Origin of the sequence: Enterobacter cloacae complex sp. IR5441 (genome assembly GCF_049238215.1) — a bacterium.
In the GTDB taxonomy this organism is placed as follows: Bacteria; Pseudomonadota; Gammaproteobacteria; order Enterobacterales; family Enterobacteriaceae; genus Enterobacter; species Enterobacter hormaechei_C.
This window is the reverse complement of record NZ_JBMKIA010000007.1, coordinates 112,703-137,408: the sequence shown is the minus strand read 5'-3', so window position 1 is coordinate 137,408 and position 24,706 is coordinate 112,703. Positions and strand designations below refer to the sequence as shown.

The window sequence follows — 24,706 nt, the reverse complement described above, 5'->3', positions numbered from 1 at the left end:
TAAGGTTAATTTTTTGCCATCACGTCATTAGTATATTCACAAACAGACTCGCCATTATTGACTGTATGCTGGAGATTCAGCTCCGTTAAGTAGCCGTCTGCCAGATACAAAACCCGGTCTGCAGAGGCTATGGTTTCCGGGCGATGGGCTATCAGCAGAACAGGAAGCCCCAGTTGACGTAAGGTCTGGCTTATCCGGATTTCACTCTCAACATCAAGGTGGCTGGTCGCTTCATCCAGTAACAGGAATCCCGGTTTCTTGTACAACGCCCTTGCCAGCAGAATGCGTTGTTTTTGTCCTCCGGAAAGCCCTCCGCCGGTTTCACCAATCAGCGTCTGATACCCCATCGGCATTGCCATAACATCGCTGTCGATAAGTGCCAGTCTTGCGCACTGGATCATTCGTTCATAATTTCGGTCATCACTGAAAAAAATAATGTTATCTGCTACAGAACCTTTGAAAAGATGGTCATCCTGCAGTACGGTACCGATACGCTGACGAACCTGAAAATAATCCGGATGCGTATGCAATATGCCAAATGCCCTGATCCTGCCCTCATCAGGGATGTGGATCCCAAGGATAAGCTTCACCAGTGTCGTTTTCCCGCATCCGGATTTACCTGTAATGGCAACGACTTCTCCGGGATTGAGTGTCAGCGACACCCCGCCGATTATCGGATTTTCCCCTCCCTTGTGGCTGAAGATGATGTGCTCAAGTACTAGAGGAGCATGAGCATATTCATCCATCTCCCTGCGGGATACAGAAGGAATGTGCGAAGCGTTGTTATGCTCACGAAAAGGCTGTTGCTGAAGGCCTTCTGTCGGGGTCAGTACAATATCAGCCAGTCGTTCGTTGTAAACATCGAGCATACGCCAGGAAAAAAACTTATCAGTCAGGCTACTGATACTGGAAGAAAAACGCGTCTGATAGGATAAATAAGCAACCAGCATGCCGACGGTGAAGGTTCCATTCAATACCTCCCCGGCGCCTTTCCACAAAATGATTGCTGATACCACGCTGCCGGTAAGAGTGTGAGCAATGTCATAGCACATCAGCAGACGGCTCTGACGCAACTGCGTATTTCTGCGGGCAACGTTGAGATTCAGCCAGGCGGCCTCACGATGTGCCGTCACACCGTTAATTCTCAGGCTGAGGATCCCGTTGAGTGTTTCAAGAAAATGCCCGGACTCCTTGGCAGCTGCATCCCAGGCATCTTCTGCCGACTGTCGAAGGGACGGATACCACAGTGCCCTCAACACACCATAGAAAATGGCTGCAAGTACGGCGATCAATGTCATTTCAGGACTGTACAGCAGCATCATGCAAAGCGCAGTCACCACGAGCAACACATCCAGAATACCTTCCAGCACTTGCGTAGTCAGCGCCTGCTGGATGGTATCTACCGCCTCAAAACGAGCATTAATACTCCCCTTACTGCGTGCATCAAACCAGGCCAGAGGAAGATGGACCAGATGATGGAAAACCCGTGCTGTCCACTGCATGTTAAAATTGACGGACAGTGTAATACTCGCCCACTGGCGGGCCAGTGACAGCAGCATCTGGGTCAGTGACATCAGCAGAAGCGCAATAATAATGACGGTCAACAAACTCTGGTCGGCAGCCACCAGGACTTCATCAATCACCAGCTGGTTGAGAAGCGGGCTTCCCAGTGTCAGGATTTCGAGTGCCACGGCAAAAACGATAATTCGCGACATTGCCGACAACAGACCCGGTGTTTTACCTGTCAGTTGGCGCAGATGGATTTTTTTCCTTTCATCCCGAGCGGTAAAATCACTGGCTGGCATCAGCTCCAGCGCGACGCCGGTGAAATGTTTTCCAGCATCCTGTAGGGAGAGCGTTACTTTTCCCTTTTCCGGATCATGAATAACCAGCCTGCTTCCGCGAACTTTATGTAGCACAACAAAATGATTCATGTTCCAGTGGAGAATACACGGGAGAGAAAGGGATCTTAGGTCCTCAAGCTCCAGCCGAACTGCCCGGCTGGATAATCCGATACCGGCCGCACATTCAGTCAGTCTCTGCAGGGTCATCCCTTGTGAGCTGATACTGAAACGTTCGCGCAGTGTGGGTAAGTCTGTTTGCAGACCATGCCAGCAGGCCATCATGACCAGGCATGCCAGACCACATTCCGCTGACTCTGTCTGTCGGGTGAGAGGAAGCTGTTTTCTCCCGGTCCATTTAAGTGTATCCATCACAGCTTTCCTTTCAGGCTCCAGAGCGGCTCAGTCAGCCACTCCCACAAATTGCGGGTATCCAGGCTGACATCCCCCTCAAGAACCATGCCGGGGCGCAGGGCTTCCTGTTTCCCATAAGCCAGAATAAAAGTATTTTCAGGTTCAACGATGACGCGGTAATGACCTTCATTCTCCTTCCAGGTCACAGGAGATACGGAGAGTAAATCAGAAGATGTCAGCGTTGTATGGCTTATTTCACGGATAGTCCCGTACTGCACACCAAACTTCTGATAGGGGAAGGCAGAGAACCGCAGGGCAACACGCTGCCCCGCCTGAATAAAGCCAGCATTCTGACTGGTAGCATAGAGTTCTATCTGCAAACGGGCATTGTCGGGAATGAGGGTCATGACAGGTTCAGATGCCCTGACAGACTGTCCCTGTCTGACCAGCACGGCAGCAACGGTTCCGGATACCGGTGAAGTCAGCGTGAAATTTTCCTTACCTGCCAGTTCGTCCTGCTGTTGCCTGATCACCTGCAACTGCCTGTCCATTTCAGCCTTCCGGCTTTCACCCTGAACGATGAGATGGTCAAGGTCGTCTTTAGCAGCCTCCATCGCGGTGTGCAGTTGCAGAAGCCCCTGACGCTGATCCTCAACGTTTTGCTGTGACGTTGAAACGTCAATCTGCTTCTGCTGGTATTCGATATCTGATACGTAATGCGTATCAGCAAGTTTCTTATAGCGCTCCATAACAGACACGGCCAGCGCAGCCTGATGCACGGCAAGTGACAGACGCTTTTCTGCACTTTTAACCTGAGGTTTCAGGGAAACTATTCGCTGTTGTATGGCATGCTGCTGCTGACTGTTGTCACGCAATTCCAGGGTCTGTTGAGAAGTCAGCATTGTAAACTGAGTTTGTAGGGAAAGTCTTATAGCAGCGAGTGTACCTGCCCCCTGTTCGTTGAAATGTTCACCGCTGATATGATAAAGAGTCTCACCGGCAATAATGTGTTGACCTTCTGAGGCGGTCAATTTGGTTACGTAGCCAGCATATTGAGGAGTGATTTTTACCAGCCCGGATGAGGGCATAACGATTCCGGAAAGGTGAGCCTTACGTGTATAGCTACCATAAAGAATAAAGAGTATCAGGCACAGAAATATGAATAACGTTGTGAGTGCGCTTACTGATAAACCGAATGACGCAGGTAAAACAATCTCACCATAATCAGAATCTGTTTGATGATTTAAAGCCTCTTCCCTGAAGATATTCATATCCCAAATACCCTTCAAAAATTTAACGACAAAACAAAAGCATTCATGCACGAATGAATTATAATAGGATAAAAAAGCCCTCTGCTTCTTATTCTAACTATTAATAGCAATATTGACACCAAAAAAAGAATGGATTGATCTAAAATGTTATAATACTGTCCATGCATCAGACAAAAAGACAATGAAGTCAATATACATGGGATAATATACTTTTTATTAAAAATTGAGTGGAAAACACCGAAGATACAGCCCCTGTATATAATCTCCTCATAATATGGGACTACGAAGGTGGCTATTATAAATGCTATAAAACTAATATGGGAAGGTCCATAATGATATAAATTATCCCTGTAAAGATAAACATTATACTGAACCAGCAAAATGACAAACAACACAACAATAGAAAATTTTATTGAAGCTAAATCTCTACTTGGGCGTAATTTAAAACCATCCAACTTCCTTAAGTAAAAAATATACAAGAAAAATGCAATTGAAAATTCCGCAATAAACAATAAGAAAAATGACACATCGAGAGTAAGATAGCGGAGGGTTATGGATGGCGATAACGTAATTATTATTGAGATAACAGACGCAATAAAAAGAACAATTACGTTTTTCTTACTATAAATGAATGGATAGACATGCCTAAAGATTATCATGTTCAACCTATTATTAATTCATATTTTATATAAGAATCAACAAATATGGCTATGATATCGTAATCATTTTTTGATATCATGCACTTTAACTTCAGTGAACATTTGTAATGATTCCATTCTGCAACACAACAATTTTTATCGGAGTGTACTTTATTTACTTTTAAACCTATTCATCAAGTTAACGCCCCATCGAGTTACTGCTATTAATACAATCAACGCAATAATAAACCTTGATATAATCCCTGGCCGTGATACTTCGTCAAACTCAAGAACTTCAGCGTATTTCAAAAGGGTAAATGCGATAATGAAAAAAAATAAGTAAATTAGGAAATTTAAAAATTGTTTCATGCTTAACCCGATACTTGTGATTACATTAACTTTATCAAAAATAATAGCTCATCATGACTACTTCGAATAATCATTAAATATCGAAACACCTAGAATAACATTCAGTTATAATGAGCTTTTAAATTATTATCACACACAACTCAAATTACTTACCAACGGCATTGTCCGGGGCCGTTGTAATTATTACTTTTATCTTTACTACCACGATCTGAAAAACTATCTTTTGTGCACTGGCCAGCTATAGCTCCACCAATTACCCCAGCGGTCATACCCACTGGCCCCCCAGGAGAGCCGGCGATTAGACCACCGATGATTCCTGCGCCGCATGAGTCAACGCCCTTGTAAATAGAGCCATTGTTTCCTTTTGAATTACCAGGTTTAGAGCTGGTGTTACGACTACCGGCACCTTCATAATTACCGCTTCCATTGCCGCCACTTACTAATGCTATCTCATTAAGGCTTAATGCTCTTATATTCGACATAAATCATCTCCATTTAATTTAGTTTTGCATTTTGTGCTAAAAAAATATCTTACATTACTTAATGTAAAGAAAGTGTATTTATGTAAGCAAATGTAAATAAGCTATTGAACTTCGTAAACCGTAGCTCCATTTGGGAGCAGTTCAGCTCCTGCATGGGCAGGCCTATAACACGAAATCGACCTGGAGGTACGGTAATGTTCAGGCATCTTTTCTGACGTCCAGCGCGCAATCACTTCTGCGTCGTAACAGATTTTACAGCCATGGCGCATCGCTTCGTTACGGACGTGCCAGAGTGTTTCGGCTTCTTCGGGCCTGGCTTTTCTTGGCATTACATACTCCTTTATGGATAAATCTGAATAACAAAAGCACGACCAACTGGAATGTGATATTGATGAAATATCAGAACCCAAACAAATGATAACGCTCAAATATGGAGATCACCGGATGACGATACCCACGCTTACGACAGAACGCTTATTACTTAAACCCCTTGTTGCCGCCGATGCCGTCCAGATCCAGCAACGCTATCCGCGCTGGGAGATTGTCCGCTATATGGTGGCTTCAGTCCCCTGGCCCTACCCGGAAAACGGTGCAGAAAATTATGTCAACAACGTTGCACTGCCCGATATGGCCAAAGGGATTGCGTGGTTCTGGACGATTCGCCGTCGCGAAGCGCCTGACGAACTGATGGGGTTGATTTGCCTGTATGACGTGGAGGACAACAACCGGGGCTTCTGGCTCGCACCGGAATTTCAGGGCCAGGGATATATGCGCGAGGCGAGTATTGCGGCCACGGATTACTGGTTCAATACGCTTAACAAACCGGTGTTGCGCGCGCCGAAAGCGGCGGCCAACAGCCGCTCCCGACGTATTTCAGACAGCAGCGGCATGCGGCTCATCAGGACGGAGAAGAAAGCCTATGTCAGCGGCCTGCTGGATTCGGAGCTGTGGGAAATCACCCGCGACGAGTGGAATGCCCGTCAGGTCAGCTGATAATGCTTATCCGGCATCAGTCTTTCAGGGATATTCTCTTCATCGTTCATCTGCAACAGATCGCGCTCCATCATGTTGCAGATGGCGTCCAGCGGCAGATCGTTATCTTCCGTCCCAAACGGATCTTCCAGCTCTTCCGCCAGCGTATCCAGCGAGATAAAAGTGTAGGAAATCAGCGCAGAGACAAAGGGCGTCATGTAATGCAGATCAACTACCAGCGCAAACGGCAGCATGATGCAGAACAGATACACCGTCCGGTGCAGGATCAGCGTATAGGCAAACGGGACTGGCGTATTGGCGATACGCTCACAGCCAGCCAGCACGATGGACATATCATTCAGGCGGTTGTTGAGGCTGTGAAACAGAATGTCTGAAAGGTGCCCGCTACGCCGCCGTACGGCCAGCCACTCCCCCATGATCAGCAGGATACGGTTCGCCGGCGAGTTGGCGTCCATCACTTTGCGTAAATCGTCAGGAGCCAGATAGCGGGACAGCTGATCGGCATTGGTTTCTCTGCGCAGGGTCATACGCAGACAGTTAGCAAACGCGATTTGCAGGCGGACAAACTCTCCAAGATGTTTATCATCCGGCAAGGTGTTTTTTACCTCGCGAAACAGCGAGCGCGCCGCTATCATCAACTGCCCCCAAAGCAGACGCGCCTCAACGTAGCGCGAATAACAGGCGTTATTGCGAAATCCCAGGAAGATGGCGATAGCCACGCCCAGAATGCTGAACGGCGCGACGGTAAACCGGATACCCAGCGAGGTGTACCACGGCAGCATGACAATCACGGCGATGGAAAGCAGGAAGTTAAGCAGCAGTCGGGTATAAATTTTGGGAAGTACCGAACCATGCCAGACAAAAATCAGTTGCAGCCAGTGCTGTTGAGGACGAACAATCATAATCAGCTTCAGAAAAGTAAAGAGCGCGGCTATTAAACGTGATCCCCCTCACGGTTGCAAGCATGTTAATAGTTCATTGCATTTTCTGACCTGTTAAGCCTCAACCGCACGGTGCTGCATGTGTTTTTTAAAAAAAGAACGTATAGTATGTTGTAACTAAAAGTAGTCTGTAAAAAACCCGGCCAACGCCGGGCATTATGATTAGCTGAGCGGTTTTACCGCATCGCGCATGCCTTTGCTTAAAATTGCATCCAGATCCAGCACAACCTGGTCTACCAGTCCGTTCACCAGAGTGAGATCCTGTTCCCAGTGCTCGCTCACGCTTAACACTGACGATACCAGTTCACGGGTAGTGACCTGTTTGTCGTGATGTTGCGTCCACAACTGCTGGTAACGTTCAAGCCAGTGCGCATCGTCCTGCACCGGATAGCGCTCACCGTTGCGCTCGGCACGGTAAAATGCAATCAGCGCCGCCAGAGCAAAGGTCAGACGTGCTGGCAGTTTGCCGGTCGCCTTCTGCCCTGCCAGCAGTTGCGGCAGAATGCGGGTGCGGTACTTGGTCATCCCGTTCAGTGCAATCGACAGCAGCTGATGCTTAATGTACGGATTACGGAAACGCCCCGTTACGGCACTGGCGAAGGAGTGCAGCTCGTCGCACGGCAGATCCAGGACCGGAATAATCTCCTCATAAATAGCCTTCTCTACGAACGCGCAAATTTCCGCGTCGTTCATGGCTTCCCCTACCGTATCCAGGCCAGCCTGAAAAGCGACCGGCACCAGCGCCGTGTGCGCGCCGTTGAGGATCGCCACCTTACGCTCTTTATACGGCTTGATATCGTCAACAATCAGGACGTTGAGCGGGTATTTATTCAGGCGCAGTTCAGCTGCAAGTGATTTCGGGCCCTGAATAACAAACAGATAGAAATGTTCCGCCGTGTCGAGGAAGCTGTCGTGATAGCCCAGACCGGCTTCCAGCTCTGCCACCTCATCACGCGGATAGCCGGTAACAATGCGGTCAACCAGCGTCGAGCAGAAGGTGTTAGCATCATTCAGCCACGTAATGAATGCCGCCGGCAGCGCCCACTCCTGTGCATAGCGCAGCACCAGTTCACGCAGGGCATCGCCGTTGTAGTCGATGAGTTCGCAAGGAATGATAATCCAGCCTTTATCCGCTGCCCCGTTAAAGTGGGTAAAGCGCTCGAACAGCAGACGCGTCAGTTTGGCCGGATAGCTGACAGCTGGCGCATCGTCAAACTTATCCCCCGCGTGATAGCTGATCCCCGCCTCCGTGGTATTGGAGAAGACAAACCGCATGTCCGGATTATGGGCGAGCTTCAGGAATTCATCGTACTGGCTGTAGACGCTGATTTCACGATTCACGGAACGAATAAGACGCGCATCGCTTACCGCTTCCCCCTGCTCATTCAGACCACGAATAATCGTGGTATACAGACCCTCCTGGGTGCTCAGCGACGGGGGAAAATCGCTCTGGATCGGCCGCACAATCACCACACCTGAATTGAGATCGGTATGCTCGTTTAAGAGGTCGATTTGCCAGTCAACGAACGCGCGCAGGAAGTTACCTTCGCCAAACTGGATGATACGTTCAGGATAGCGCGCACCGGGGAAATCACGACGGTTGAGTGTGTTCACAATGGAGGTCCTTTATGATTAGTCATACAGCCTGATAAGATTGGTGTGATAACTTATCAAAACTTCAGGACCATAACCCCTGTCTGGATCAACTCAGGATGCGATGGTGAAAAATAATCACAGAAATTTATAGAACACCGAGGTCGCCGTCATGTCCCCGTTCGGCATCAGGGCGTAGCGTGGGATCTCCCCCGCCTTTTGCCAGCCTGCTCTCTGGTAAAACGTCTCCGCGCCGCTGCCGGTTGAGGTATCAAGCACCAGTACCGTAAGCGCTTTTTCACGTGCAACCGCCTCCAGGGCTTCCATCAGCGCCATTGCCGCCCCTTTACGGCGCGCGTTCTCATGAACCAGCAGTTTCGCGACATCTGCACGGTGCGGCTGGTTTTCAGGCTGATCGGTGATCAGCTGGACCGTGCCAACCAGCCCCTGCTCCGCATCAAAACAGCCCAGGACGGTACGCTCGTCGCGCCCGACGCTGTCTGCGACGCCGACCCAGAAGGTTTGGGCTTTCCCGGCAGAAAAAGGCAGCATAAAGCTGACGGAGGCGCCTCCGTTGACACAGTTGACGAGAATATCGTTCAGGGCATCGATGTGGGTGAGGATGTCCTGCCGGGAGAGAGGTTTAATCAGCATGGGAGAGTTCATTGCGCGTCCTTAGGTTGAATCTCTCCACTTTGCTATTAACATTTTTGTAACGCAATAAGTGATGACATAGGATTTCGTTATGTCATTTCTCGCCGTGGTGTTGCCGCTTCATGGCGTACATTTGCGCATCCGCGTGTTTTAGCCATGCCTGCATATCGTTGCGGTGATGATCGAACTCGCTCAGCCCCCAGGAGAACTGTAACGACCAGGGATGCAGCTGACGCGCGTTATACTTTTCCGTTTGTTCCACGAGATACTGCATGGCGATCCAGGCGCCAGGCTCATCGGTATCCGCAAACAGCACCGCGAACTCATCTCCCCCGAAACGTACCAGCAGATCGGCCTCGCGGAACGAGGAACGCATCAGGGCGGCCATCGCTTTCAGAGCTTTGTCCCCCTCCTGATGTCCGAAGCGATCGTTAATGGTTTTGAAATGGTCCAGATCCAGCCAGCCAAGGGTTAAGGGTTCTGCCCGACGCTGCGAAACCGACAGTGCAAACTGCGCAAACTGGTTAAACCCGCGACGGTTAAACAGCCCCGTGAGTTCATCGGTTGTGGCCGCGCTAACGGCCGCAAATTCATCCTCTGCCAGCGCGCTGAGATCGGCCAGTACGGCGGCATCCGCCGCGGTAAACTCACGAGGCGCGTAATCAATAAGACATAACGATCCCACGCACGCCCCGTCACGTAAACGCAGCGGGAAACCGGCGTAAAAGCGCACGCCCGGATCTCCCACCACCTGCGGATTATCCGCAAAGCGTTCGTCCAGCAGCGTGTCACTCACCACCAGCGGCGCGTCACCCAGGATCGTATGACCACAAAACGAGAGATCGCGAGGCTGGGTGGCAGGTACCTGGCCGTCGGCAGACTTCACGATCGCGGCGTGGTCATCCACCAGCGTAATCATCGCCAGCGGCACCCTGAAAAAGCGTGTTGCCAGCCGCGTAAGACGATCAAACGCGGGGTAATTGTCGATCTCAAGCAGACCGGACTCGCGCAGAGCATTCATGCGCTCCGCTTCATTCACGGGAATTTGAGGTGCCTTCATAACGTCTCCTGACGCTGAGCATTAGTAAAAGCGTAGCTTAAACAGAGACATTGTCAGTTCAGGAGGCACGATTTACCTCTATGACCAGCCAATGATGGATTACGTTGACGATATACTGTTGTTGCTGCGCACTCAGCGGCACGCCCTGCGGGATAGCGTGCCACTTAGCCAGACAGCCCCGACAGCAGGTTGCCGTGGCATGCTGGGCGATAAAAACCGGATGGCCGCGCATTGGCGTCTGCTTACCGTCATTCACCGGGTGTGCAGGCGCCAGCCGCGCGGCGACAAAATCGGCGGCATGCTTATCGATAGTCTCCGCGCCCTTATCCCAGCAGTATTGCCGCTCTTTCGTCCCTAAATGAAATCGTGAACGGAATGTGGAGCGAGCCAGGCGCGCGAACAGAGGATCTAACGTGGACATCAGTATACGGACCGTCCAAGGCGTTTGGTCAGCTGTTCCAGCGCCGCCACGCCCGCCAGTGAATTTCCGGTCTCGTCCAGTTCCGGGCTCCAGACGGCAATCGCCATCTCGTGAGGGACAATCGCCACGACCCCACCGCCAACGCCGGATTTAGCCGGCAGCCCCACGCGCCAGGCAAACTCCCCGGCATTCTGATACATTCCGCTGGTTGCCATTAAGGCGTTGATCTGCCGGGCCTGCATCGGGGAGACAACGTCCTCGCCCAGATGCGGGGCATGGCCCTGATGCGCCAGAAACAGAAAAGTCTGCGCCAGTTCGACGCAGTTCATCTTCAGCGCGCAGTAATGAAAATAGTTTTGCAGCACCGTGGCGACGTCATTATGAAAGTTGCCGAAGGACTTCATCAGCCAGGCGATGGCGGCGTTACGTGCAGAGTGTTCAAACTCAGAGCGCGCTACCACCGGATCGTAGGCGATGTCCTGCACGCCGGAAAGCTGCCGCACAATCTGGAGCATCCGCTGGCGCGGCGCGCTCAGCCGGCTTTGCAGCATATCGCACACCACCAGCGCCCCGGCGTTAATAAACGGGTTACGCGGCTTACCCTGTTCGATTTCCAGCTGGAGAAGGGAGTTGAACGGCTGACCGGACGGATCTTTGCCCACCCGCTGCCAGATCTCCTGCTCGTCATACTGGCGCATGGCGGCAACGAGGCTAAGCACTTTTGAGATCGACTGAATCGAAAAGCGCTCAAGCGCGTCTCCCGCCTGAAAACGCTGACCGTCAACAGTACAAATGGCGATACCGAGCTTATTACCGCTGATCGAAGCCAGCGCGGGAATGTAATCGGCAACCTTACCCTGCCCCAGTAACGGACGAACCTGCGCCAGAATCTCGTCCAGCATCTCATTATGGATGACCGCAGCCACACTTTGCTCCTTGCCCTCAGGCTAAAACGGGCAGCGAGTATAACAGACGCTTATACGTCACGTCAGGCAGGGAGACGAAAACGCGAGACGGCCTGCAACAAAAGATCGGACTGCTGATGCAGGCGCTCAGAGGCATTTGACGCTTCGCTAACCAGCACATCTGTCCGACGCGATACCTGATTCAGCGCCTGAAGCTGACGGGTCATCTGATGAATGCTGTCCCCCTGATTCAGGGTAGCCAGCGAAATATCATTCAGCAGGCTGCTCAGATTCGCCACCAGCCCGGTGACCTGTTGCAAATTCTCTTCCAGACGGTTTACCACCTGAGAACCTTCTTCAATGCCCTGTAGCGAGTGGTTAATTAGCGCCTGGATGGTTTGCGTAGAGTGACTGCTTTTTCTGGCCAACAGCCCCACTTCCCGGGCAACCACAGCAAATCCGCGCCCCTGCTCTCCTGCATGGGCGGCTTCAATGGCAGCGTTGAGGGCGAGAATGTTGGTCTGAAACGCCACGCTGTCGATCATCGCGACGATCCCGCGCATCTCTGAGGATCGGTCGACGATCGTCTGCATCGAGCCATTCACCGCTGACATCATTTGCTCCCCACCAGCGGCAGCCTGTCGGGCTTCATCCGCGCGCGAGCGGGCGAGTTTTGCATAACCCGTGTTCCCCTCAACGTGGGTTTCGAGATCGGCGATGTGTGCGGTCACCTCCTCCAGCTCTTTGGCCTGTCGCGTAGACTGCTGATAAAGCTTCTGATTCCCCTGCGCAAGCGATCCGATATTTTCAACCATGGAGGTAGTGGCCTCGCTGACCTGGGTCACCAGTTGCTGGAGCCCGCGCTGCATGGCGGTAATACTGCCGCTGAGCTGGCTGATTTCACGGTTAAAGCGCACAACGTCAGGCGGCGTGCCTGACAAATCCCCTGCCGCAAGCTGGTTAATCTGGATAATCAGACGGCGTAGCGGGGATATCACCCACTTCGCCATTCCGAACCAGACGGCTATGGCAATGGCCAGCAGCACCAGCGGCGCAAACAGGAACAGCCGTTGCAGACCTGAGAGTTGTTCCATGAGCCACTGACGCCCCTGTATCGCCTGCTTCTCACTCCGTTGCTGATAGCGTGCGAAGTTGTCATTAAAATCGGTCTGAAACGCCTGGGCGGGTACGGCGAAAAAGAGGTCAATGCTGTTGGTTTTCACCAGCCCCTCCGCCTGCTCCCGGATGGCGTCGAAAAACAGCTGATAGCTGTTAACCAGCCCGTCGTCTTTCGGCGGGTTAAGCGCGAGCCAGGCCTGCCATGCCTGCTGTGACGCCGCCAGGGATTTTTGCGCCTCGTCCATCAGGCTATGCCAGCTCCCTTCCGAGCCGGTCTCCTTGTCCTGCATAAAGTACACGCCGGAGCGGTTGAGCAGATCGCTGGCCGCCAGCAGAGAAATACGGGCCTGATCCAGTCTGCTCTGCTGCTGCCAGGCCAGCTGATTGCGCTGTTCATTACGCTGGGCTTCATTCAGGGAGGCGGTCAGCAGGAAGGAGGAAGAGAGTTGCAGGGCGGAGAAAAGGCCAATGATACAAAAGATGCCGGTCAACAGGCCAAACTGACGAGGGATAAAGCGCGGCGCAAGACGACTAAAAATTTGCGTTAGGTTCATAATTTTCTTCTGTAACAATACGTTAGACGCGAGCGAGTCTACGAAACGAAAATGACAGAACCATTACGCAAAAATGACAGGAAACGTGAATTGCCGGGTAGCGGCCTGGCCTTACCCGGCAACAAGACTAGACGCGATCCTTCCACACCGTCTGCACATTACAGAACTCATGCAGGCCGAAATGAGAAAGCTCTCGCCCGAAGCCGCTCTTCTTCACCCCGCCAAACGCGACGCGCGCATCGCTGGCGCTGTAGCCGTTGATAAAGATCCCGCCGCACTCCAGCTCGCGCGCAAAGGTTACAGCCAGCGCATCGTTCTCGGTAAAGACCGTCGCCGATAAGCCAAAATCGCTGTCGTTAGCCAGCTGCAATGCGTGCGCCGCATCGTTCGCGATGGTAATTGCCGCCACCGGACCAAACAGCTCCTGACGAAAGGCCGTCATCTGTGGGGTGACGCCGCCGAGTACGGTTGGGGCATAATAGTTACCGGTCCCGGACATCTTCTCTCCGCCCAGCAGCAGGGTCGCCCCTTCCGCCAGCGTAGCCTGCACCTGCTGATGCAGTTCATCGCGAAGATCAAATCGCGCCATCGGGCCAATATAGTTATCTTCCTCATCCGGTGCGCCCATCTTCAGCGCCTTGACCGCGTCAACAAAGCGTTGGGTAAAGGCGTCCGCCACGCCCGCTTCCACAATAAAGCGTTTTGCCGCCGCACAAACCTGCCCGGTATTCTGATAACGTCCGGCCACCGCCGCGTTGACGGCCAGATCCAGATCGGCATCGTTCAGAACGATAAACGGATCGGAACCGCCCAACTCCAGCACGCATTTCTTCAGCGCCGCGCCCGCCTGCGCGCCAATTGCCGCACCAGCCCGAACGCTGCCGGTTACGGTCACCGCCGCGATACGACGATCGTTAATCGCCTGGCTGACGCCGTCATTCGTCGCGTTCACCCAGCCAAAGACCCCCTCCGGGAAACCGGCATCCGCGAATACCTTCCCGATCAGCTCCGCCGAGCCGAGCACATTAGGCGCATGTTTAAGCAGATAGCTGTTCCCTGCCAGCAGGATCGGCACCGCACCGCGCAGCACCTGCCAGAGCGGGAAGTTCCACGGCATCACCGCCAGAACGGGCCCAAGCGGACGGTACTCAATCACCGCATTTTCGACCTGGGTAGATTCCGGGTGCAGCATCGCCGGGCCGTGTTCAGCGTACCAGTCGCAAAGGCTGGCGGACTTAGCCACCTCCGCACGCGCCTGCATAATGGGCTTGCCCATCTCCCGGGAGATAGTCTGCGCCATCTCTTCCGCACGACTACGCAGCGCCGCACCCAGATCGCGAAGTTTTTGCGCCCGGTGCGCCACGCTTTCGCGTCGCCACTGACGAAAACCGGTATCCGCCTGCGCAATGGCACGCTCAACGTCATGGGACGTTGCCCACGGGTAAGCAGCCAGCGTTTCGCCGGTAGCCGGGTTGACAGAGTGGGCATGGGTAGCAGATGAATAGGTCATGATGTTCTCCACGTAATAACAGTTGATTGATTGTGGCCTACTCTGCTATTTCTTAAAAATGAATAATACTCACCACCTTATTCACGAATCGAGAATGGTATGGACTTAACTCAGCTTGAGATGTTTAACGCCGTCGCACTGACCGGCAGCATTACCCAGGCGGCGCAGAAGGTACACCGGGTGCCGTCAAACCTCACCACCCGCATCCGACAGCTAGAAGCGGATCTCGGCGTGGAACTGTTTATTCGCGAGAATCAGCGCCTGCGGCTTTCCCCCGCCGGGCACAATTTTTTGCGCTACAGCAAGCAGATCCTGGCGCTGGTTGACGAAGCGCGAATGGTCGTCGCCGGGGATGAACCGCAGGGATTATTCTCGCTCGGCGCGCTGGAAAGTACCGCCGCCGTGCGCATTCCGGAAAGTCTGGCGCGGTTTAACCAGCGCTATCCGCGCATTCAGTTTGCGTTATCCACCGGGCCTTCCGGTACGATGATTGACGGCGTGCTTGAGGGGACGCTCAGCGCCGCCTTTGTCGACGGGCCGCTCTCGCACCCGGAACTGGAAGGGATGCCGGTTTACCGGGAAGAGATGATGCTGGTCACCCCTGCGGGTCACGCGGAAGTATCAAAAGCCACGCAGGTGAGCGGCAGCGACGTGTATGCCTTTCGCGCCAACTGTTCTTACCGGCGTCATCTGGAGAGCTGGTTCCATGCCGACCGCGTCACGCCGGGAAGGATCCATGAGATGGAGTCCTATCACGGGATGCTCGCCTGCGTGATTGCCGGGGCAGGCATTGCGCTGATGCCCCGCTCCATGCTGGAGAGCATGCCGGGCCATCATCAGGTGGCGGCGTGGCCGCTGGCGGAAAACTGGCGCTGGCTCACCACCTGGCTGGTGTGGCGACGCGGGGCGATGACCCGCCAGCTTGAGGCGTTTATCGCGCTGCTGAACGAGCGTCAGCCACCAGCGCCCAGTTGTTAATGATGAACGTAGTCCTGGAGTCGAAGGAAAATTTTTCCCTTCATATACAGCGTGGCCTGCCCGCCAATCAGCACGCGGTCGCCTTTCAGCTCGCAGCGCAGATCCCCGCCGCGCAAGGAGACCTGGCGGGCCGACATCTGCGTTTTACCAAGCTTTTCGCTCCAGTACGGGATCAGCATGCTGTGAGCTGATCCCGTCACCGGATCTTCCGGCACCCCTTCCCCCGGGCAGAAGAAGCGGCTGACGAAATCATACTCATCCCCCGGCGCCGTAACGCAGACCATTTTCCCGAGCGGGAGCATGGCCGCAATATCCGGCGTCAGCGCTTCCACCTGCCGCTGGCTGTCGAGCACCACCATGTAGTCACGCCCCACACGCACCTCGTCTGCTGCGTTAATGCCCAGCGCGCTGAACAGCACTGCGGGTGGAGTATCGACAACCTCGGTTGACCACGCCGGGAAATTAAGCGTCAGCCAGTCGCCGCTGCGTTGTACCGTCAGATCGCCGACAAAGCGCGTGGTGAAGGTGATTTCCGTATGCGGATAATCCAGGTATTCGAAAATAACGTGAGAAGCCGCGAGGGTTGCGTGGCCGCAGAGGTTAATTTCATCCTGCGTGGTAAACCAGCGCAGTTCAAACCCGTTATCCGTTCGGACAAAGAACGCCGTCTCTGACTGATTATGCTGCTTCGCCATCTTCAGCAGCGTCTCATCCGGCAGCCACGCTTCCAGCGGACACACCGCCGCCGCATTGCCGCCGAACGCCCTGTCGCTGAAGGCATCTACCAGATAAAAATCAATTTCCTGCATCGTTGGTTCCTCTTAGATTTGTTCAGCGCAGAAATACTGTGCCCTTCAGATACAGTGCCGCCTGCCCGCCCATCCGCACGCGGTCGCCCTTGAGTTCGCAGCGTACGTCGCCACCACGGGCAGAAACCTGGCGGGCAAACATCTGTGTTTTGCCAAGCCGTTCACTCCAGTACGGGATCAGCATGGTGTGCGCGGAGCCGGTGACAGGATCTTCCGGCACGGCCACGCCTGGCGAGAAGAAACGGCTGACAAAGTCGTATTCCCCCTCGTCCCGGGCAGTGACGGCTACTTTATGCTCGCCCGGCGTCATGGCGGAGAAATCCGGATTAAGGGCTTCAACCTGCTCGCGGCTTTCCAGTACCAGCACCCAGGCGCGGCCTTTTCGCGCCTCGACGTAGTGGCTGATACCGAGTGCGGTGAGCATCTCCGGTGGCGGCGTCTGTGCCTGCGTCGGGCAGGCCGGGAAGTCCAGCGTCATCCAGTCACCTTCACGACTGACGGTCAGGCGACCAGAGGCGGTGTCAAAATGAAGGCGTGAGTCCGGATAATCCAGTTCGTGAAAAAGTACATACGCCGCGGCAAGCGTCGCGTGACCACAGAGATTAACCTCGGTGAGCGTGGTGAACCAGCGCAACTCGATCCCCCCTTTGGTACACACAAAAAACGCGGTTTCTGACTGGTTATGCTGTTGTGCCATTCGCAGTAACGTCTCATCCGGTAGCCATGCGTCGAGCGGGCACACCACCGCCGGGTTGCCGCCAAAGGAGGACGCGCTGAACGCATCTACCAGATAAAAATCAATCTCCTGCATCGTGTTACCGCCTGTTTTTGTTGTGTTGTTCTTTATCTTCGATGAAAACAACCCCGTTCGCTACCGCTGCATGAAGGTAAATTTTGTGATTCACATCACATAACGGTTGAGTTTTCGCCGTTTAAGGCTTTAAGATCGTCTCCTCATCTTTCAGGCAACGAATCCCAGATATCCCTATGACAACACACACGGTTTCCCGCAGAGTCGCGTGGCTACGCGTGGTCACGCTCGCCATCGCCGCGTTTATTTTCAACACCACGGAATTTGTTCCGGTTGGGCTGTTGTCCGACATCGCCGCCAGCTTCCATATGGAAACGGCACAGGTTGGCATTATGCTGACCATCTATGCATGGGTGGTGGCGCTGATGTCGCTGCCGTTTATGCTGCTGACCAGCCAGATGGAACGTCGTAAGCTGCTGATTGGGCTGTTTGTGGTGTTCATTGCCAGCCATGTGCTGTCATTTATGGCATGGAACTTTACCGTGCTGGTCATCAGCCGCGTCGGCATCGCGTTTGCCCATGCCGTTTTCTGGTCGATCACCGCGTCCCTCGCCATTCGTCTGGCTCCGGCGGGAAAACGCGCCCAGGCGCTGAGCCTGATTGCCACCGGAACGGCGCTGGCGATGGTGTTAGGCCTGCCGATCGGGCGCATTGTGGGGCAATACTTCGGCTGGCGCACCACCTTCTTTGCCATCGGCATGGGGGCGCTGATCACCCTGGTGTGTCTGATCAAACTGCTGCCAAAACTGCCCAGCGAACACTCCGGCTCGCTGAAAAGTCTGCCGCTGCTGATGCGTCGACCGGCGCTGATGAGCATCTATCTGCTGACCGTGATTGTGGTGACCGCCCATTACACGGCCTACAGCTATATTGAGCCATTTGTTCAGGTTGTGGCGGGCTTTAGCGCTAACTTTGCCACCGTTCTGCTGCTGATCCTGGGCGGCGCGGGGATTATCGGCAGCATCCTGTTCGGGAAGCTGGGCAATAAGCACGCGTCTGCGCTGGTAAGCAGTGCGATTGGTCTGCTGCTGGCATGCCTGCTGTTACTGATGCCTGCGGCAGGCAGCGAGAGTCATCTGGCGATCCTCAGTCTGTTCTGGGGCGTGGCAATCATGATTATTGGTCTGGGAATGCAGGTCAAAGTGCTGGCGCTGGCCCCGGACGCCACGGACGTAGCGATGTCGCTCTTCTCCGGGATTTTTAATCTGGGGATTGGCGCCGGTGCGCTGGTGGGAAATCAGATCAGCCTGCATGTATCGATGTCGGCCATTGGTTATCTCGGGGCGATTCCGGCGCTGATCGCGCTGATCTGGTCGGTGCTTATCTTCCGTAAATGGCCGGTCGCGATGGAAGAACAGTCCAGCCACGGTTGACGTTTGTTATGCCGGGTGGCGGCTTCGCCTTACCCGGCCTACGAAGCATTAATATCCGTGTTCTTCATCACCGCCAAGATAACGGAATCTTTCATCTGTCATTTTGGTCTGACAATCATAGATACCGATTCTCGTTGCCAGAGGAGTGGTTGCAGAAGACGCATCGCTTTATATTCATAAGAATTATATCCATTGCGAGTAGGCCGGGTAAGGCGAAGCCGCCACCCGGCAACGTTCTCAATGATACGTCTTAACAATCTCCAGCACGCCGTTAATAATAAACTGCACGCCCATACAGACCAGCAGAAAACCCATCAGTCGGGAGATAGCTTCAATCCCCCCCTTACCCACCCAGCGCATAATCGCCCCGGAGCTGCGCAATGACCCCCAGACGATAATAGCGATAAGCGCAAAAATGATCGGCGGCGCAACGGTGATAACCCAGTGCGGGAATGTCGTCCCATCACGCACCGTTGAGGCGGAACTGATGATCATCGCAATCGTCCCCGGCCCCGCCGTGCTCGGCATGGCTAACGGCACAAACGCGATGTTGGCGCTCGGTTCGCTTTCAAGCTCCTCCGATTTGCTTTTGGCTTCCGGGGATTCGTGCGCTTTATGCGCCGGGAACAGCATCCGGAAACCAATAAAGGCCACAATCAGCCCGCCAGCAATACGCAGACCGGGAATCGAAATACCAAAGGTATTCATCACCAGTTGCCCGGCGTAATAAGCCACCATCATTATGGCAAAGACATAGACAGAGGCCATCATCGACTGCTGATTGCGCTCTGCGCTGTTCATGTTCCCCGCCAGCCCCAGAAAAAGCGCCACCGTCGTTAACGGGTTCGCCAGCGGCAGCAACACCACCAGTCCAAGCCCCACTGCTTTAATCAAATCCAACATAATGCACCGCAGTCCTTATCCTTATTCAACATCGCAATTATAGGGGCAAATCCTCGTCCGGAGCCATCCGACAGCGTAACCATAATTGTCTCGCGTAATTCATAACCCCAGATTATCTGTATGATTTAAAAGCGTACAGAATAAGTTCCTGAAGCGTTTTAGCATTTCGTGGCATCGGCCGATTCATTCAGTTGACTTATACTTGCCTGAGCAATAATATCTGCCGTGACTAAACTACTTGCCAGGGCAACCATTGTGAAAAGCACCAGTGACCTCTTTAACGACATAATTCCACTGGGTCGTCTTATTCATATGGTTAACCAGAAAAAAGATCGCCTGCTCAATGACTATCTGTCACCGCTGGATATCACCGCAACACAGTTCAAAGTGCTGTGTTCCATTCGCTGCGAAGTGTGTATCACGCCGGTTGAGCTGAAAAAGGTGCTCTCTGTCGATCTGGGTGCGTTAACCCGCATGCTGGATCGTCTCGTCTGTAAAGGATGGATAGAACGAAGCCCTAACCCGAATGACAAACGTGGCGTACTGGTGAAACTGACCAGCGATGGCGCGGCCATGTGTGAGCAATGTCATCAATTAGTAGGACAAACACTGCACCAGGAACTGACAAAAAACTTATCGGCAGATGAAGTGGCAACGCTTGAGCTCTTACTCAAGAAAATCCTGCCGTAAACAGAAAAAGAGGTATGACGATGTCCAGACGCAATACTGACGCTATCACCATTCATAGCATTTTGGACTGGATCGAAGATAACCTGGAATCTCCACTCTCTCTTGAGAAAGTGTCTGAGCGTTCAGGTTACTCAAAATGGCACCTGCAACGGATGTTTAAAAAAGAGACCGGCCATTCATTAGGACAATATATTCGCAGCCGCAAGCTGACGGAGATTGCCCAAAAACTGAAAGAAAGCAATGAGCCGATCCTCTATCTGGCGGAACGCTACGGATTTGAATCGCAACAGACCCTGACGCGTACGTTCAAGAACTACTTTGACGTGCCGCCTCATAAGTACCGTATTACCAGTATGCCGGGTGAATCCCGTTATCTGTATCCGCTAAAACATTGCAGTTAATCATCGCCTGTTAAGACGTAACCGAGGAAATCATGAAATTTATCGCCTCCGCCGCCCTCACCTTGCTGGTGCTGGTTTCCGGCCAGAGCTTCGCGGAGCAAACCCCCAATGCGGGGCAGCAAAATAATCGTGACACCATGATTATGCCGTCCACGCAAAACCAGTCGCCCTGGGACTTCAATCACATGGGCGCTGGCAGCGACAAATCCGACGAATTAGGCGTGCCGTATTACAACCACGACCTGTAATTCGTTTTTGCCCCGCTAATGCGGGGCTTTTTTCTGCCTTAACCCCGCACCTGCGTTGCCCGACGCACCCGCAAGCCAAAGACGTTGATATACAGCCCGGCCATAATCAGCCCTGCGCCACACAGTTGCAGCACGCTGAGCGTTTCATCCAGCAACAGTGCGGCGCTGGCAAGCCCGACCACCGGTACCAGCAGCGATAACGGCGCCACACGCCAGGTTTCATAGCGTCCGAGCAGCGATCCCCAGATACCATAGCCAATGATTGAGGCGACTAACGCCAGGTAGATCAGCGACAAAATGGTCGTCAGGTCGATCTCCACCAGGCTTTTCAACATCGCCTGCGGACCATCCAGAATAAACGACGCGGCCATAAACGGCACGATTGGGATCAATGCGCTCCAGACCACCAGCGATAAGACCGGCGGACGCGTCTCGTGCTGCATTATCAGTTTGTTAAAGATATTGCCGCACGCCCAGCTCAGCCCCGCCGCCAGGGTGAGCATAAAGCCTAGCAGCGCGACATGCTGACCGTTGAGGCTGCCTTCAATCAGCACCAGCACGCCAAAGACCGCAAGGCTAATGCCCGCCAGCTGCTTGCCCTGCAAGCGTTCGCCGAAGACAAATGCGCCGAGAATGATGGTAAAGAACGCCTGCACCTGAAGCACCAGCGAAGCCAGGCCCGCAGGCATACCGAATTTGATGGCGCAAAAAAGAAACGCAAACTGACCAAAGCTGATGGTAAGGCCGTAGCCCAGCAGCAGCTTAAGGGGAATTTTCGGGCGGGCAACGAACAGCAGCGCCGGGAAGGCCACCAGCAGGAAGCGCAGCCCCGCCAGCATCAGTGGAGGCATGTTGTGCAACCCCATTTTGATGCCCACAAAATTGAGTCCCCACACCACGACAACCAGCAACGCTAACAGCCCGTCTTTCCGCGTCATTTTCCGCCCCTGAATTATTAAAATTTTGTAAACACTTCAAGGTAACAGAAAAAATAGCCCCGCGAGAAGATCATTAATTCTGGTACTGGAGAGAAGCACCTGCGGATAAATTGGGTGCTATACAAGCTGCCGATCCCATGATAATCCTGTAATAACACAACAAAAAAAGCATAAGCATTTGTCGGGCAGGAAAATGAAACCATCAATCAGGCGCTCAACCGCAGCGCTGCTGGCATCGTCATTGTTATTAACAATTGGCCGCGGGGCAACGCTGCCCTTTATGACCATATATCTCACACGCGTGTACGATATGAGCGTGGAGAATATTGGCTATGCCCTTACCGTGGCGTTGACCATCGGCGTGGTGTTTAGCCTGGGGTTTGGCATCCTGGCGGATAAGTTCGACAAAAAACGCTATATGCTGATCGCCATCGTGGCCTTTATCGCCGGGTTTGTGGCGATTCCGCTGGTGAATAACGTGACGCTGGTGGTGCTGTTCTTTGCCCTGATTAACTGCGCCTATTCCGTCTTCTCAACGGTGCTGAAAGCATGGTTTGCCGACGTGCTGACCTCCAGCGAAAAGGCGCGCGTTTTCTCACTCAACTACAGTTTCCTGAACATTGGCTGGACGATCGGGCCGCCGATCGGCACCCTGCTGGTGATGTACAGCCTGCAACTGCCGTTCTGGCTGGCCGCCTTCTGCGCCGCACTGCCGCTCGGGTTTATCCATTTCTTTGTGCAGAAAAGCATAGCCTCAGACAGCCCTGAGGAGAAAATGCCGTGGCAGCCCTCGGTGCTGCTGAAAGACCGGGCGCTGTTCTGGTACACGCTCTCCGGCCTGCTGGCGTCGTATGTGGGTGGATCGTTCGCCACCTGCATTTCCCAGTATGTCCTCGCCGCACATGCGGACAGTGATTTCGCAGAAAAGGTGGTGGCCGTTGTGCTGCCCGTCAACGCGGCGGTGGTCGTCACCCTGCAATACGCGCTTGGACGTAAGATCACCGCCAGCAATATCCGTCCGCTAATGACCGCCGCGACGCTTTTTTTCATCCTCGGGCTGGGCGGGTTTATGCTTTCCGGCGAGAACCTGATTTACTGGGGGATCGCGGCGGCGATTTTCACCCTGGGTGAAATTATTTATGCACCGGGTGAATACATGCTGATCGACAATATCGCCCCGCCGGGCATGAAGGCGAGCTATTTCTCCGCCCAGGCGCTGGGCTGGCTCGGCGCGGCGGCGAACCCGATGATCACCGGGCTCATCCTGACCCATCTGCCGCACTGGTCATTATTTATCATTATGATGGCCGCCATCATTGCGGCCTGGCTGATGATATTGCGCGGGATGCGCGTGAAAAGTGAAGATAGCGTGTCGGGTGGCGCTGCGCTTACCCGACCGACAAAACCCTAATCGTAAGCCGGGTAAGGCGAAGCCGTCACCCGGCAAAACCAACACCCTAGTGGTGCAACATCTCCTCCACCACCTGCTCTTTGTACATCTCATTCGGGTAGTAGGTCGGCCAGTTATCCATCTCTTTCAGCAGCGCCTCGTGGGAGGTGTTGCCCATAAAGATATGGAAGTGTGAAGAGGCTTTCGGCCCGATGATATGGTCGCTGAACTGCACAAACTTAGGCGCCTGGCTCGCGTTATCCTTGCACTCAAACAGGTAGCGCACGCCTTTTTTCCCCGACGCATAGGTCAGAATTTTGTAGCCGCTGTAGTCGTAGCGGCAGCTGCTCACCGTTTTGCCGCGGTGGAATTCCATCACGTTGTTTTCAATGCCGATGGCGTCCACGTCCGTCGCGTACCCCTTACGGTAGTAGGCCTTCACCTCGGCAGCGGATTTTTCTCCCTTCTGCGCTTTCTTTTCGAAAACCGGATCCAGCGAACCATCAAGCAGGAACGGATAAACGGACTGCCAGGTCCCGTCCCAGTCAGACAGCTTCCTGTCCCTGACGTCTTTATCCTCAAAGACGCCGTTAGCCGCCTTCTGTTCCGCCTCCGTCATCTGATGACCGTGCGAATGGGCAAAAAGCGAGCCGCTTACCAGCAGCGTTCCCAGAGTAAGCGCAATTTTTGCAAGTTGTGCAGCCACAGCAAAATCCTCATTCCGTTTTATAAGAATGAGGATGTTATATTATAACATTTCAGATCGCAACCAGCCCGCGAACGCCCTCCTGCTCCATGTTCTCCCCGCGCCCCTGCTGGACGATGCTGCCGCGCGACATCACCAGATACCTGTCGGCCAGCTCTGCCGCAAAATCATAAAACTGCTCCACCAGCAGGATGGCCATATCCCCCCGGTTCGCCAGGCTGCGGATCACCTGCCCAATCTCTTTAATCACCGACGGCTGAATACCTTCCGTGGGTTCATCCAGAATCAGTAACCGTGGACGGCTCGCCAGCGCGCGACCTATCGCCAGCTGCTGCTGCTGACCACCGGAAAGATCGCCTCCGCGTCGGTGCTTCATCTCCTTCAGCACCGGGAAAAGCTGCCAAATCTCCTCCGGTACGCTCCTTGCGTTTCCCGCGGAGAAGCGTGACAGCCCCATCAGCAGGTTTTCTTCTACGGTCAGACGCGGAAAAATCTCCCGCCCCTGCGGAACATAGGCCACGCCGGACTGCACCCGCTGGTGCGGTTTACTGTGAGTGATGCTCTTTCCCTGCCAGACCACCTCCCCGCCTTTCACCGGGATCAGCCCCATCAGGCACCTCAGCAGCGTGGTTTTGCCCACCCCGTTGCGCCCCAGCAGGCAGGTAACTTCCCCGACGACCGCCTCAAAGCTCACCCCGCGCAGAATATGACTTCCGCCGTAGTACTGATTCAGTTCGCTAACCTGTAACATCAC

The 24,706-nt window shown here is 53.6% G+C and carries 25 protein-coding genes; 7 read left to right on the top strand and 18 right to left on the bottom strand.

Annotated features, from left to right (window positions below):
• Positions 1–5: 5 nt before the first annotated feature.
• From ACOTX5_RS10595 to ACOTX5_RS10580, 4 genes are all read right to left on the bottom strand, one after another.
• Positions 6–2,213: a peptidase domain-containing ABC transporter gene (locus tag ACOTX5_RS10595; RefSeq protein ID WP_047727094.1), complete on the bottom strand. Its 2,208-nt coding sequence runs from the start codon at positions 2,211–2,213 to the stop codon at positions 6–8.
• On the bottom strand, positions 2,213–3,466 hold the full coding sequence (locus ACOTX5_RS10590) for an HlyD family secretion protein (protein ID WP_032624257.1): 1,254 nt from the start codon (positions 3,464–3,466) through the stop codon (positions 2,213–2,215). Before ACOTX5_RS10590 ends, ACOTX5_RS10595 begins: the two co-directional genes overlap by 1 nt.
• Positions 3,467–3,480: 14 nt before the next feature.
• On the bottom strand, positions 3,481–4,125 hold the full coding sequence (locus tag ACOTX5_RS10585; RefSeq protein WP_032103015.1) for a CPBP family intramembrane glutamic endopeptidase: 645 nt from the start codon (positions 4,123–4,125) through the stop codon (positions 3,481–3,483).
• A gap of 497 nt (positions 4,126–4,622) precedes the next feature.
• Entirely contained in the window at positions 4,623–4,955 is a 333-nt protein-coding gene (locus ACOTX5_RS10580) for a hypothetical protein (RefSeq protein ID WP_071524110.1), read from the bottom strand.
• A 444-nt stretch (positions 4,956–5,399) separates the two neighbouring features.
• Here ACOTX5_RS10580 and ACOTX5_RS10575 point away from each other — a divergent pair, with 444 nt between their 5' ends.
• Positions 5,400–5,948 (top strand): GNAT family N-acetyltransferase, encoded by a 549-nt coding sequence (locus ACOTX5_RS10575; protein WP_023303733.1) that lies wholly within the window; start codon positions 5,400–5,402, stop codon positions 5,946–5,948.
• On the opposite strand, the gene ACOTX5_RS10570 is transcribed toward ACOTX5_RS10575, so the two are convergent.
• The 8 genes from ACOTX5_RS10570 to sad form a co-directional block, all read right to left on the bottom strand.
• A complete protein-coding gene (locus ACOTX5_RS10570) occupies positions 5,936–6,850 on the bottom strand; it encodes a bestrophin family protein (RefSeq protein ID WP_003857155.1) in 915 nt (304 codons plus the stop codon). The two genes, ACOTX5_RS10575 and ACOTX5_RS10570, sit on opposite strands and share 13 nt — an antisense overlap.
• Before the next feature lie 201 nt (positions 6,851–7,051).
• Entirely contained in the window at positions 7,052–8,503 is a 1,452-nt protein-coding gene (locus tag ACOTX5_RS10565) for a tagaturonate reductase (RefSeq protein ID WP_047727095.1), read from the bottom strand.
• Positions 8,504–8,620: 117 nt separating this feature from the next.
• Positions 8,621–9,148 carry a GNAT family N-acetyltransferase gene (locus tag ACOTX5_RS10560; protein WP_023296618.1) on the bottom strand — a complete coding sequence of 176 codons (528 nt, stop codon included), beginning with the start codon at positions 9,146–9,148 and terminating at the stop codon, positions 8,621–8,623.
• A gap of 82 nt (positions 9,149–9,230) precedes the next feature.
• The gene (locus ACOTX5_RS10555; RefSeq protein WP_023296617.1) at positions 9,231–10,196 is read right to left on the bottom strand and encodes a sensor domain-containing diguanylate cyclase; all 966 of its coding nucleotides are present in this window, start codon (positions 10,194–10,196) and stop codon (positions 9,231–9,233) included.
• Between the two features lie 58 nt (positions 10,197–10,254).
• Positions 10,255–10,617, bottom strand: a complete 363-nt coding sequence (locus tag ACOTX5_RS10550) for a DUF4186 domain-containing protein (RefSeq protein WP_003857163.1) — start codon at positions 10,615–10,617, stop codon at positions 10,255–10,257.
• A complete protein-coding gene (gene glsB, locus ACOTX5_RS10545; protein ID WP_003857165.1) occupies positions 10,617–11,543 on the bottom strand; it encodes a glutaminase B in 927 nt (308 codons plus the stop codon). Before glsB ends, ACOTX5_RS10550 begins: the two co-directional genes overlap by 1 nt.
• 62 nt (positions 11,544–11,605) lie before the next feature.
• Positions 11,606–13,195, bottom strand: a complete 1,590-nt coding sequence (locus ACOTX5_RS10540) for a methyl-accepting chemotaxis protein (protein ID WP_045911729.1) — start codon at positions 13,193–13,195, stop codon at positions 11,606–11,608.
• Between the two features lie 127 nt (positions 13,196–13,322).
• Positions 13,323–14,705, bottom strand: a complete 1,383-nt coding sequence (sad, locus tag ACOTX5_RS10535; RefSeq protein ID WP_045911728.1) for a succinate-semialdehyde dehydrogenase — start codon at positions 14,703–14,705, stop codon at positions 13,323–13,325.
• Between the two features lie 99 nt (positions 14,706–14,804).
• Here sad and ptrR point away from each other — a divergent pair, with 99 nt between their 5' ends.
• Positions 14,805–15,683, top strand: coding sequence for a putrescine utilization regulator PtrR (gene ptrR, locus ACOTX5_RS10530; protein WP_017382364.1), 879 nt, complete (start codon positions 14,805–14,807; stop codon positions 15,681–15,683).
• Here ptrR and ACOTX5_RS10525 read toward each other — a convergent pair.
• Both ACOTX5_RS10525 and ACOTX5_RS10520 read right to left on the bottom strand, forming a co-directional pair.
• Positions 15,680–16,492 carry a PhzF family phenazine biosynthesis protein gene (locus ACOTX5_RS10525; RefSeq protein ID WP_032619672.1) on the bottom strand — a complete coding sequence of 271 codons (813 nt, stop codon included), beginning with the start codon at positions 16,490–16,492 and terminating at the stop codon, positions 15,680–15,682. The two genes, ptrR and ACOTX5_RS10525, sit on opposite strands and share 4 nt — an antisense overlap.
• A gap of 22 nt (positions 16,493–16,514) precedes the next feature.
• The gene (locus ACOTX5_RS10520) at positions 16,515–17,303 is read right to left on the bottom strand and encodes a PhzF family phenazine biosynthesis protein (protein ID WP_017693433.1); all 789 of its coding nucleotides are present in this window, start codon (positions 17,301–17,303) and stop codon (positions 16,515–16,517) included.
• Positions 17,304–17,479: 176 nt separating this feature from the next.
• Here ACOTX5_RS10520 and ACOTX5_RS10515 point away from each other — a divergent pair, with 176 nt between their 5' ends.
• Positions 17,480–18,676 carry a sugar transporter gene (locus tag ACOTX5_RS10515; protein ID WP_023296611.1) on the top strand — a complete coding sequence of 399 codons (1,197 nt, stop codon included), beginning with the start codon at positions 17,480–17,482 and terminating at the stop codon, positions 18,674–18,676.
• Between the two features lie 237 nt (positions 18,677–18,913).
• Here the strand turns inward: ACOTX5_RS10515 and ACOTX5_RS10510 are convergent, their stop codons facing one another.
• On the bottom strand, positions 18,914–19,579 hold the full coding sequence (locus tag ACOTX5_RS10510; protein ID WP_017693435.1) for a MarC family NAAT transporter: 666 nt from the start codon (positions 19,577–19,579) through the stop codon (positions 18,914–18,916).
• Positions 19,580–19,834: 255 nt separating this feature from the next.
• On the opposite strand from ACOTX5_RS10510, the gene marR reads away from it, so the two are divergent.
• The 3 genes from marR to marB are packed head-to-tail and all read left to right on the top strand — an operon-like array spanning position 19,835 to position 20,918.
• Complete coding sequence (gene marR / locus ACOTX5_RS10505; protein ID WP_017383983.1) at positions 19,835–20,269, top strand: multiple antibiotic resistance transcriptional regulator MarR; 435 nt, start codon at positions 19,835–19,837, stop codon at positions 20,267–20,269.
• Between the two features lie 20 nt (positions 20,270–20,289).
• Positions 20,290–20,670: an MDR efflux pump AcrAB transcriptional activator MarA gene (gene marA / locus ACOTX5_RS10500; RefSeq protein ID WP_001303241.1), complete on the top strand. Its 381-nt coding sequence runs from the start codon at positions 20,290–20,292 to the stop codon at positions 20,668–20,670.
• Positions 20,671–20,702: 32 nt separating this feature from the next.
• Positions 20,703–20,918 (top strand): multiple antibiotic resistance protein MarB, encoded by a 216-nt coding sequence (marB, locus tag ACOTX5_RS10495; RefSeq protein ID WP_015570538.1) that lies wholly within the window; start codon positions 20,703–20,705, stop codon positions 20,916–20,918.
• A 38-nt stretch (positions 20,919–20,956) separates the two neighbouring features.
• Here the strand turns inward: marB and eamA are convergent, their stop codons facing one another.
• Entirely contained in the window at positions 20,957–21,856 is a 900-nt protein-coding gene (gene eamA, locus ACOTX5_RS10490) for an O-acetylserine/cysteine exporter (protein ID WP_045911727.1), read from the bottom strand.
• A 193-nt stretch (positions 21,857–22,049) separates the two neighbouring features.
• On the opposite strand from eamA, the gene ydeE reads away from it, so the two are divergent.
• Positions 22,050–23,267 carry an efflux MFS transporter YdeE gene (gene ydeE, locus ACOTX5_RS10485; RefSeq protein ID WP_017383985.1) on the top strand — a complete coding sequence of 406 codons (1,218 nt, stop codon included), beginning with the start codon at positions 22,050–22,052 and terminating at the stop codon, positions 23,265–23,267.
• Between the two features lie 46 nt (positions 23,268–23,313).
• Here ydeE and zinT read toward each other — a convergent pair whose 3' ends face one another.
• Together zinT and urtE are read right to left on the bottom strand one after the other, a co-directional pair.
• Positions 23,314–23,952, bottom strand: a complete 639-nt coding sequence (gene zinT, locus ACOTX5_RS10480) for a metal-binding protein ZinT (RefSeq protein ID WP_017693437.1) — start codon at positions 23,950–23,952, stop codon at positions 23,314–23,316.
• Positions 23,953–24,004: 52 nt separating this feature from the next.
• Positions 24,005–24,703, bottom strand: a complete 699-nt coding sequence (gene urtE / locus ACOTX5_RS10475; RefSeq protein WP_045911726.1) for an urea ABC transporter ATP-binding subunit UrtE — start codon at positions 24,701–24,703, stop codon at positions 24,005–24,007.
• Positions 24,704–24,706: the final 3 nt, after the last annotated feature.

Bases quoted from the DNA above. Each gene is read 5' to 3' on its own strand.
- ACOTX5_RS10595 (WP_047727094.1), bottom strand. From the start codon at position 2,213: ATGGATACACTTAAATGGACCGGGAGAAAACAGCTTCCTCTCACCCGA.
- ACOTX5_RS10590 (WP_032624257.1), bottom strand. From the start codon at position 3,466: ATGAATATCTTCAGGGAAGAGGCTTTAAATCATCAAACAGATTCTGAT.
- ACOTX5_RS10585 (WP_032103015.1), bottom strand. From the start codon at position 4,125: ATGATAATCTTTAGGCATGTCTATCCATTCATTTATAGTAAGAAAAAC.
- ACOTX5_RS10580 (WP_071524110.1), bottom strand. From the start codon at position 4,955: ATGTCGAATATAAGAGCATTAAGCCTTAATGAGATAGCATTAGTAAGT.
- ACOTX5_RS10575 (WP_023303733.1), top strand. From the start codon at position 5,400: ATGACGATACCCACGCTTACGACAGAACGCTTATTACTTAAACCCCTT.
- ACOTX5_RS10570 (WP_003857155.1), bottom strand. From the start codon at position 6,850: ATGATTGTTCGTCCTCAACAGCACTGGCTGCAACTGATTTTTGTCTGG.
- ACOTX5_RS10560 (WP_023296618.1), bottom strand. From the start codon at position 9,148: ATGAACTCTCCCATGCTGATTAAACCTCTCTCCCGGCAGGACATCCTC.
- ACOTX5_RS10555 (WP_023296617.1), bottom strand. From the start codon at position 10,196: ATGAAGGCACCTCAAATTCCCGTGAATGAAGCGGAGCGCATGAATGCT.
- ACOTX5_RS10550 (WP_003857163.1), bottom strand. From the start codon at position 10,617: ATGTCCACGTTAGATCCTCTGTTCGCGCGCCTGGCTCGCTCCACATTC.
- ACOTX5_RS10540 (WP_045911729.1), bottom strand. From the start codon at position 13,195: ATGAACCTAACGCAAATTTTTAGTCGTCTTGCGCCGCGCTTTATCCCT.
- sad (WP_045911728.1), bottom strand. From the start codon at position 14,705: ATGACCTATTCATCTGCTACCCATGCCCACTCTGTCAACCCGGCTACC.
- ptrR (WP_017382364.1), top strand. From the start codon at position 14,805: ATGGACTTAACTCAGCTTGAGATGTTTAACGCCGTCGCACTGACCGGC.
- ACOTX5_RS10525 (WP_032619672.1), bottom strand. From the start codon at position 16,492: ATGCAGGAAATTGATTTTTATCTGGTAGATGCCTTCAGCGACAGGGCG.
- ACOTX5_RS10520 (WP_017693433.1), bottom strand. From the start codon at position 17,303: ATGCAGGAGATTGATTTTTATCTGGTAGATGCGTTCAGCGCGTCCTCC.
- ACOTX5_RS10515 (WP_023296611.1), top strand. From the start codon at position 17,480: ATGACAACACACACGGTTTCCCGCAGAGTCGCGTGGCTACGCGTGGTC.
- ACOTX5_RS10510 (WP_017693435.1), bottom strand. From the start codon at position 19,579: ATGTTGGATTTGATTAAAGCAGTGGGGCTTGGACTGGTGGTGTTGCTG.
- marA (WP_001303241.1), top strand. From the start codon at position 20,290: ATGTCCAGACGCAATACTGACGCTATCACCATTCATAGCATTTTGGAC.
- marB (WP_015570538.1), top strand. From the start codon at position 20,703: ATGAAATTTATCGCCTCCGCCGCCCTCACCTTGCTGGTGCTGGTTTCC.
- eamA (WP_045911727.1), bottom strand. From the start codon at position 21,856: ATGACGCGGAAAGACGGGCTGTTAGCGTTGCTGGTTGTCGTGGTGTGG.
- ydeE (WP_017383985.1), top strand. From the start codon at position 22,050: ATGAAACCATCAATCAGGCGCTCAACCGCAGCGCTGCTGGCATCGTCA.
- urtE (WP_045911726.1), bottom strand. From the start codon at position 24,703: ATGTTACAGGTTAGCGAACTGAATCAGTACTACGGCGGAAGTCATATT.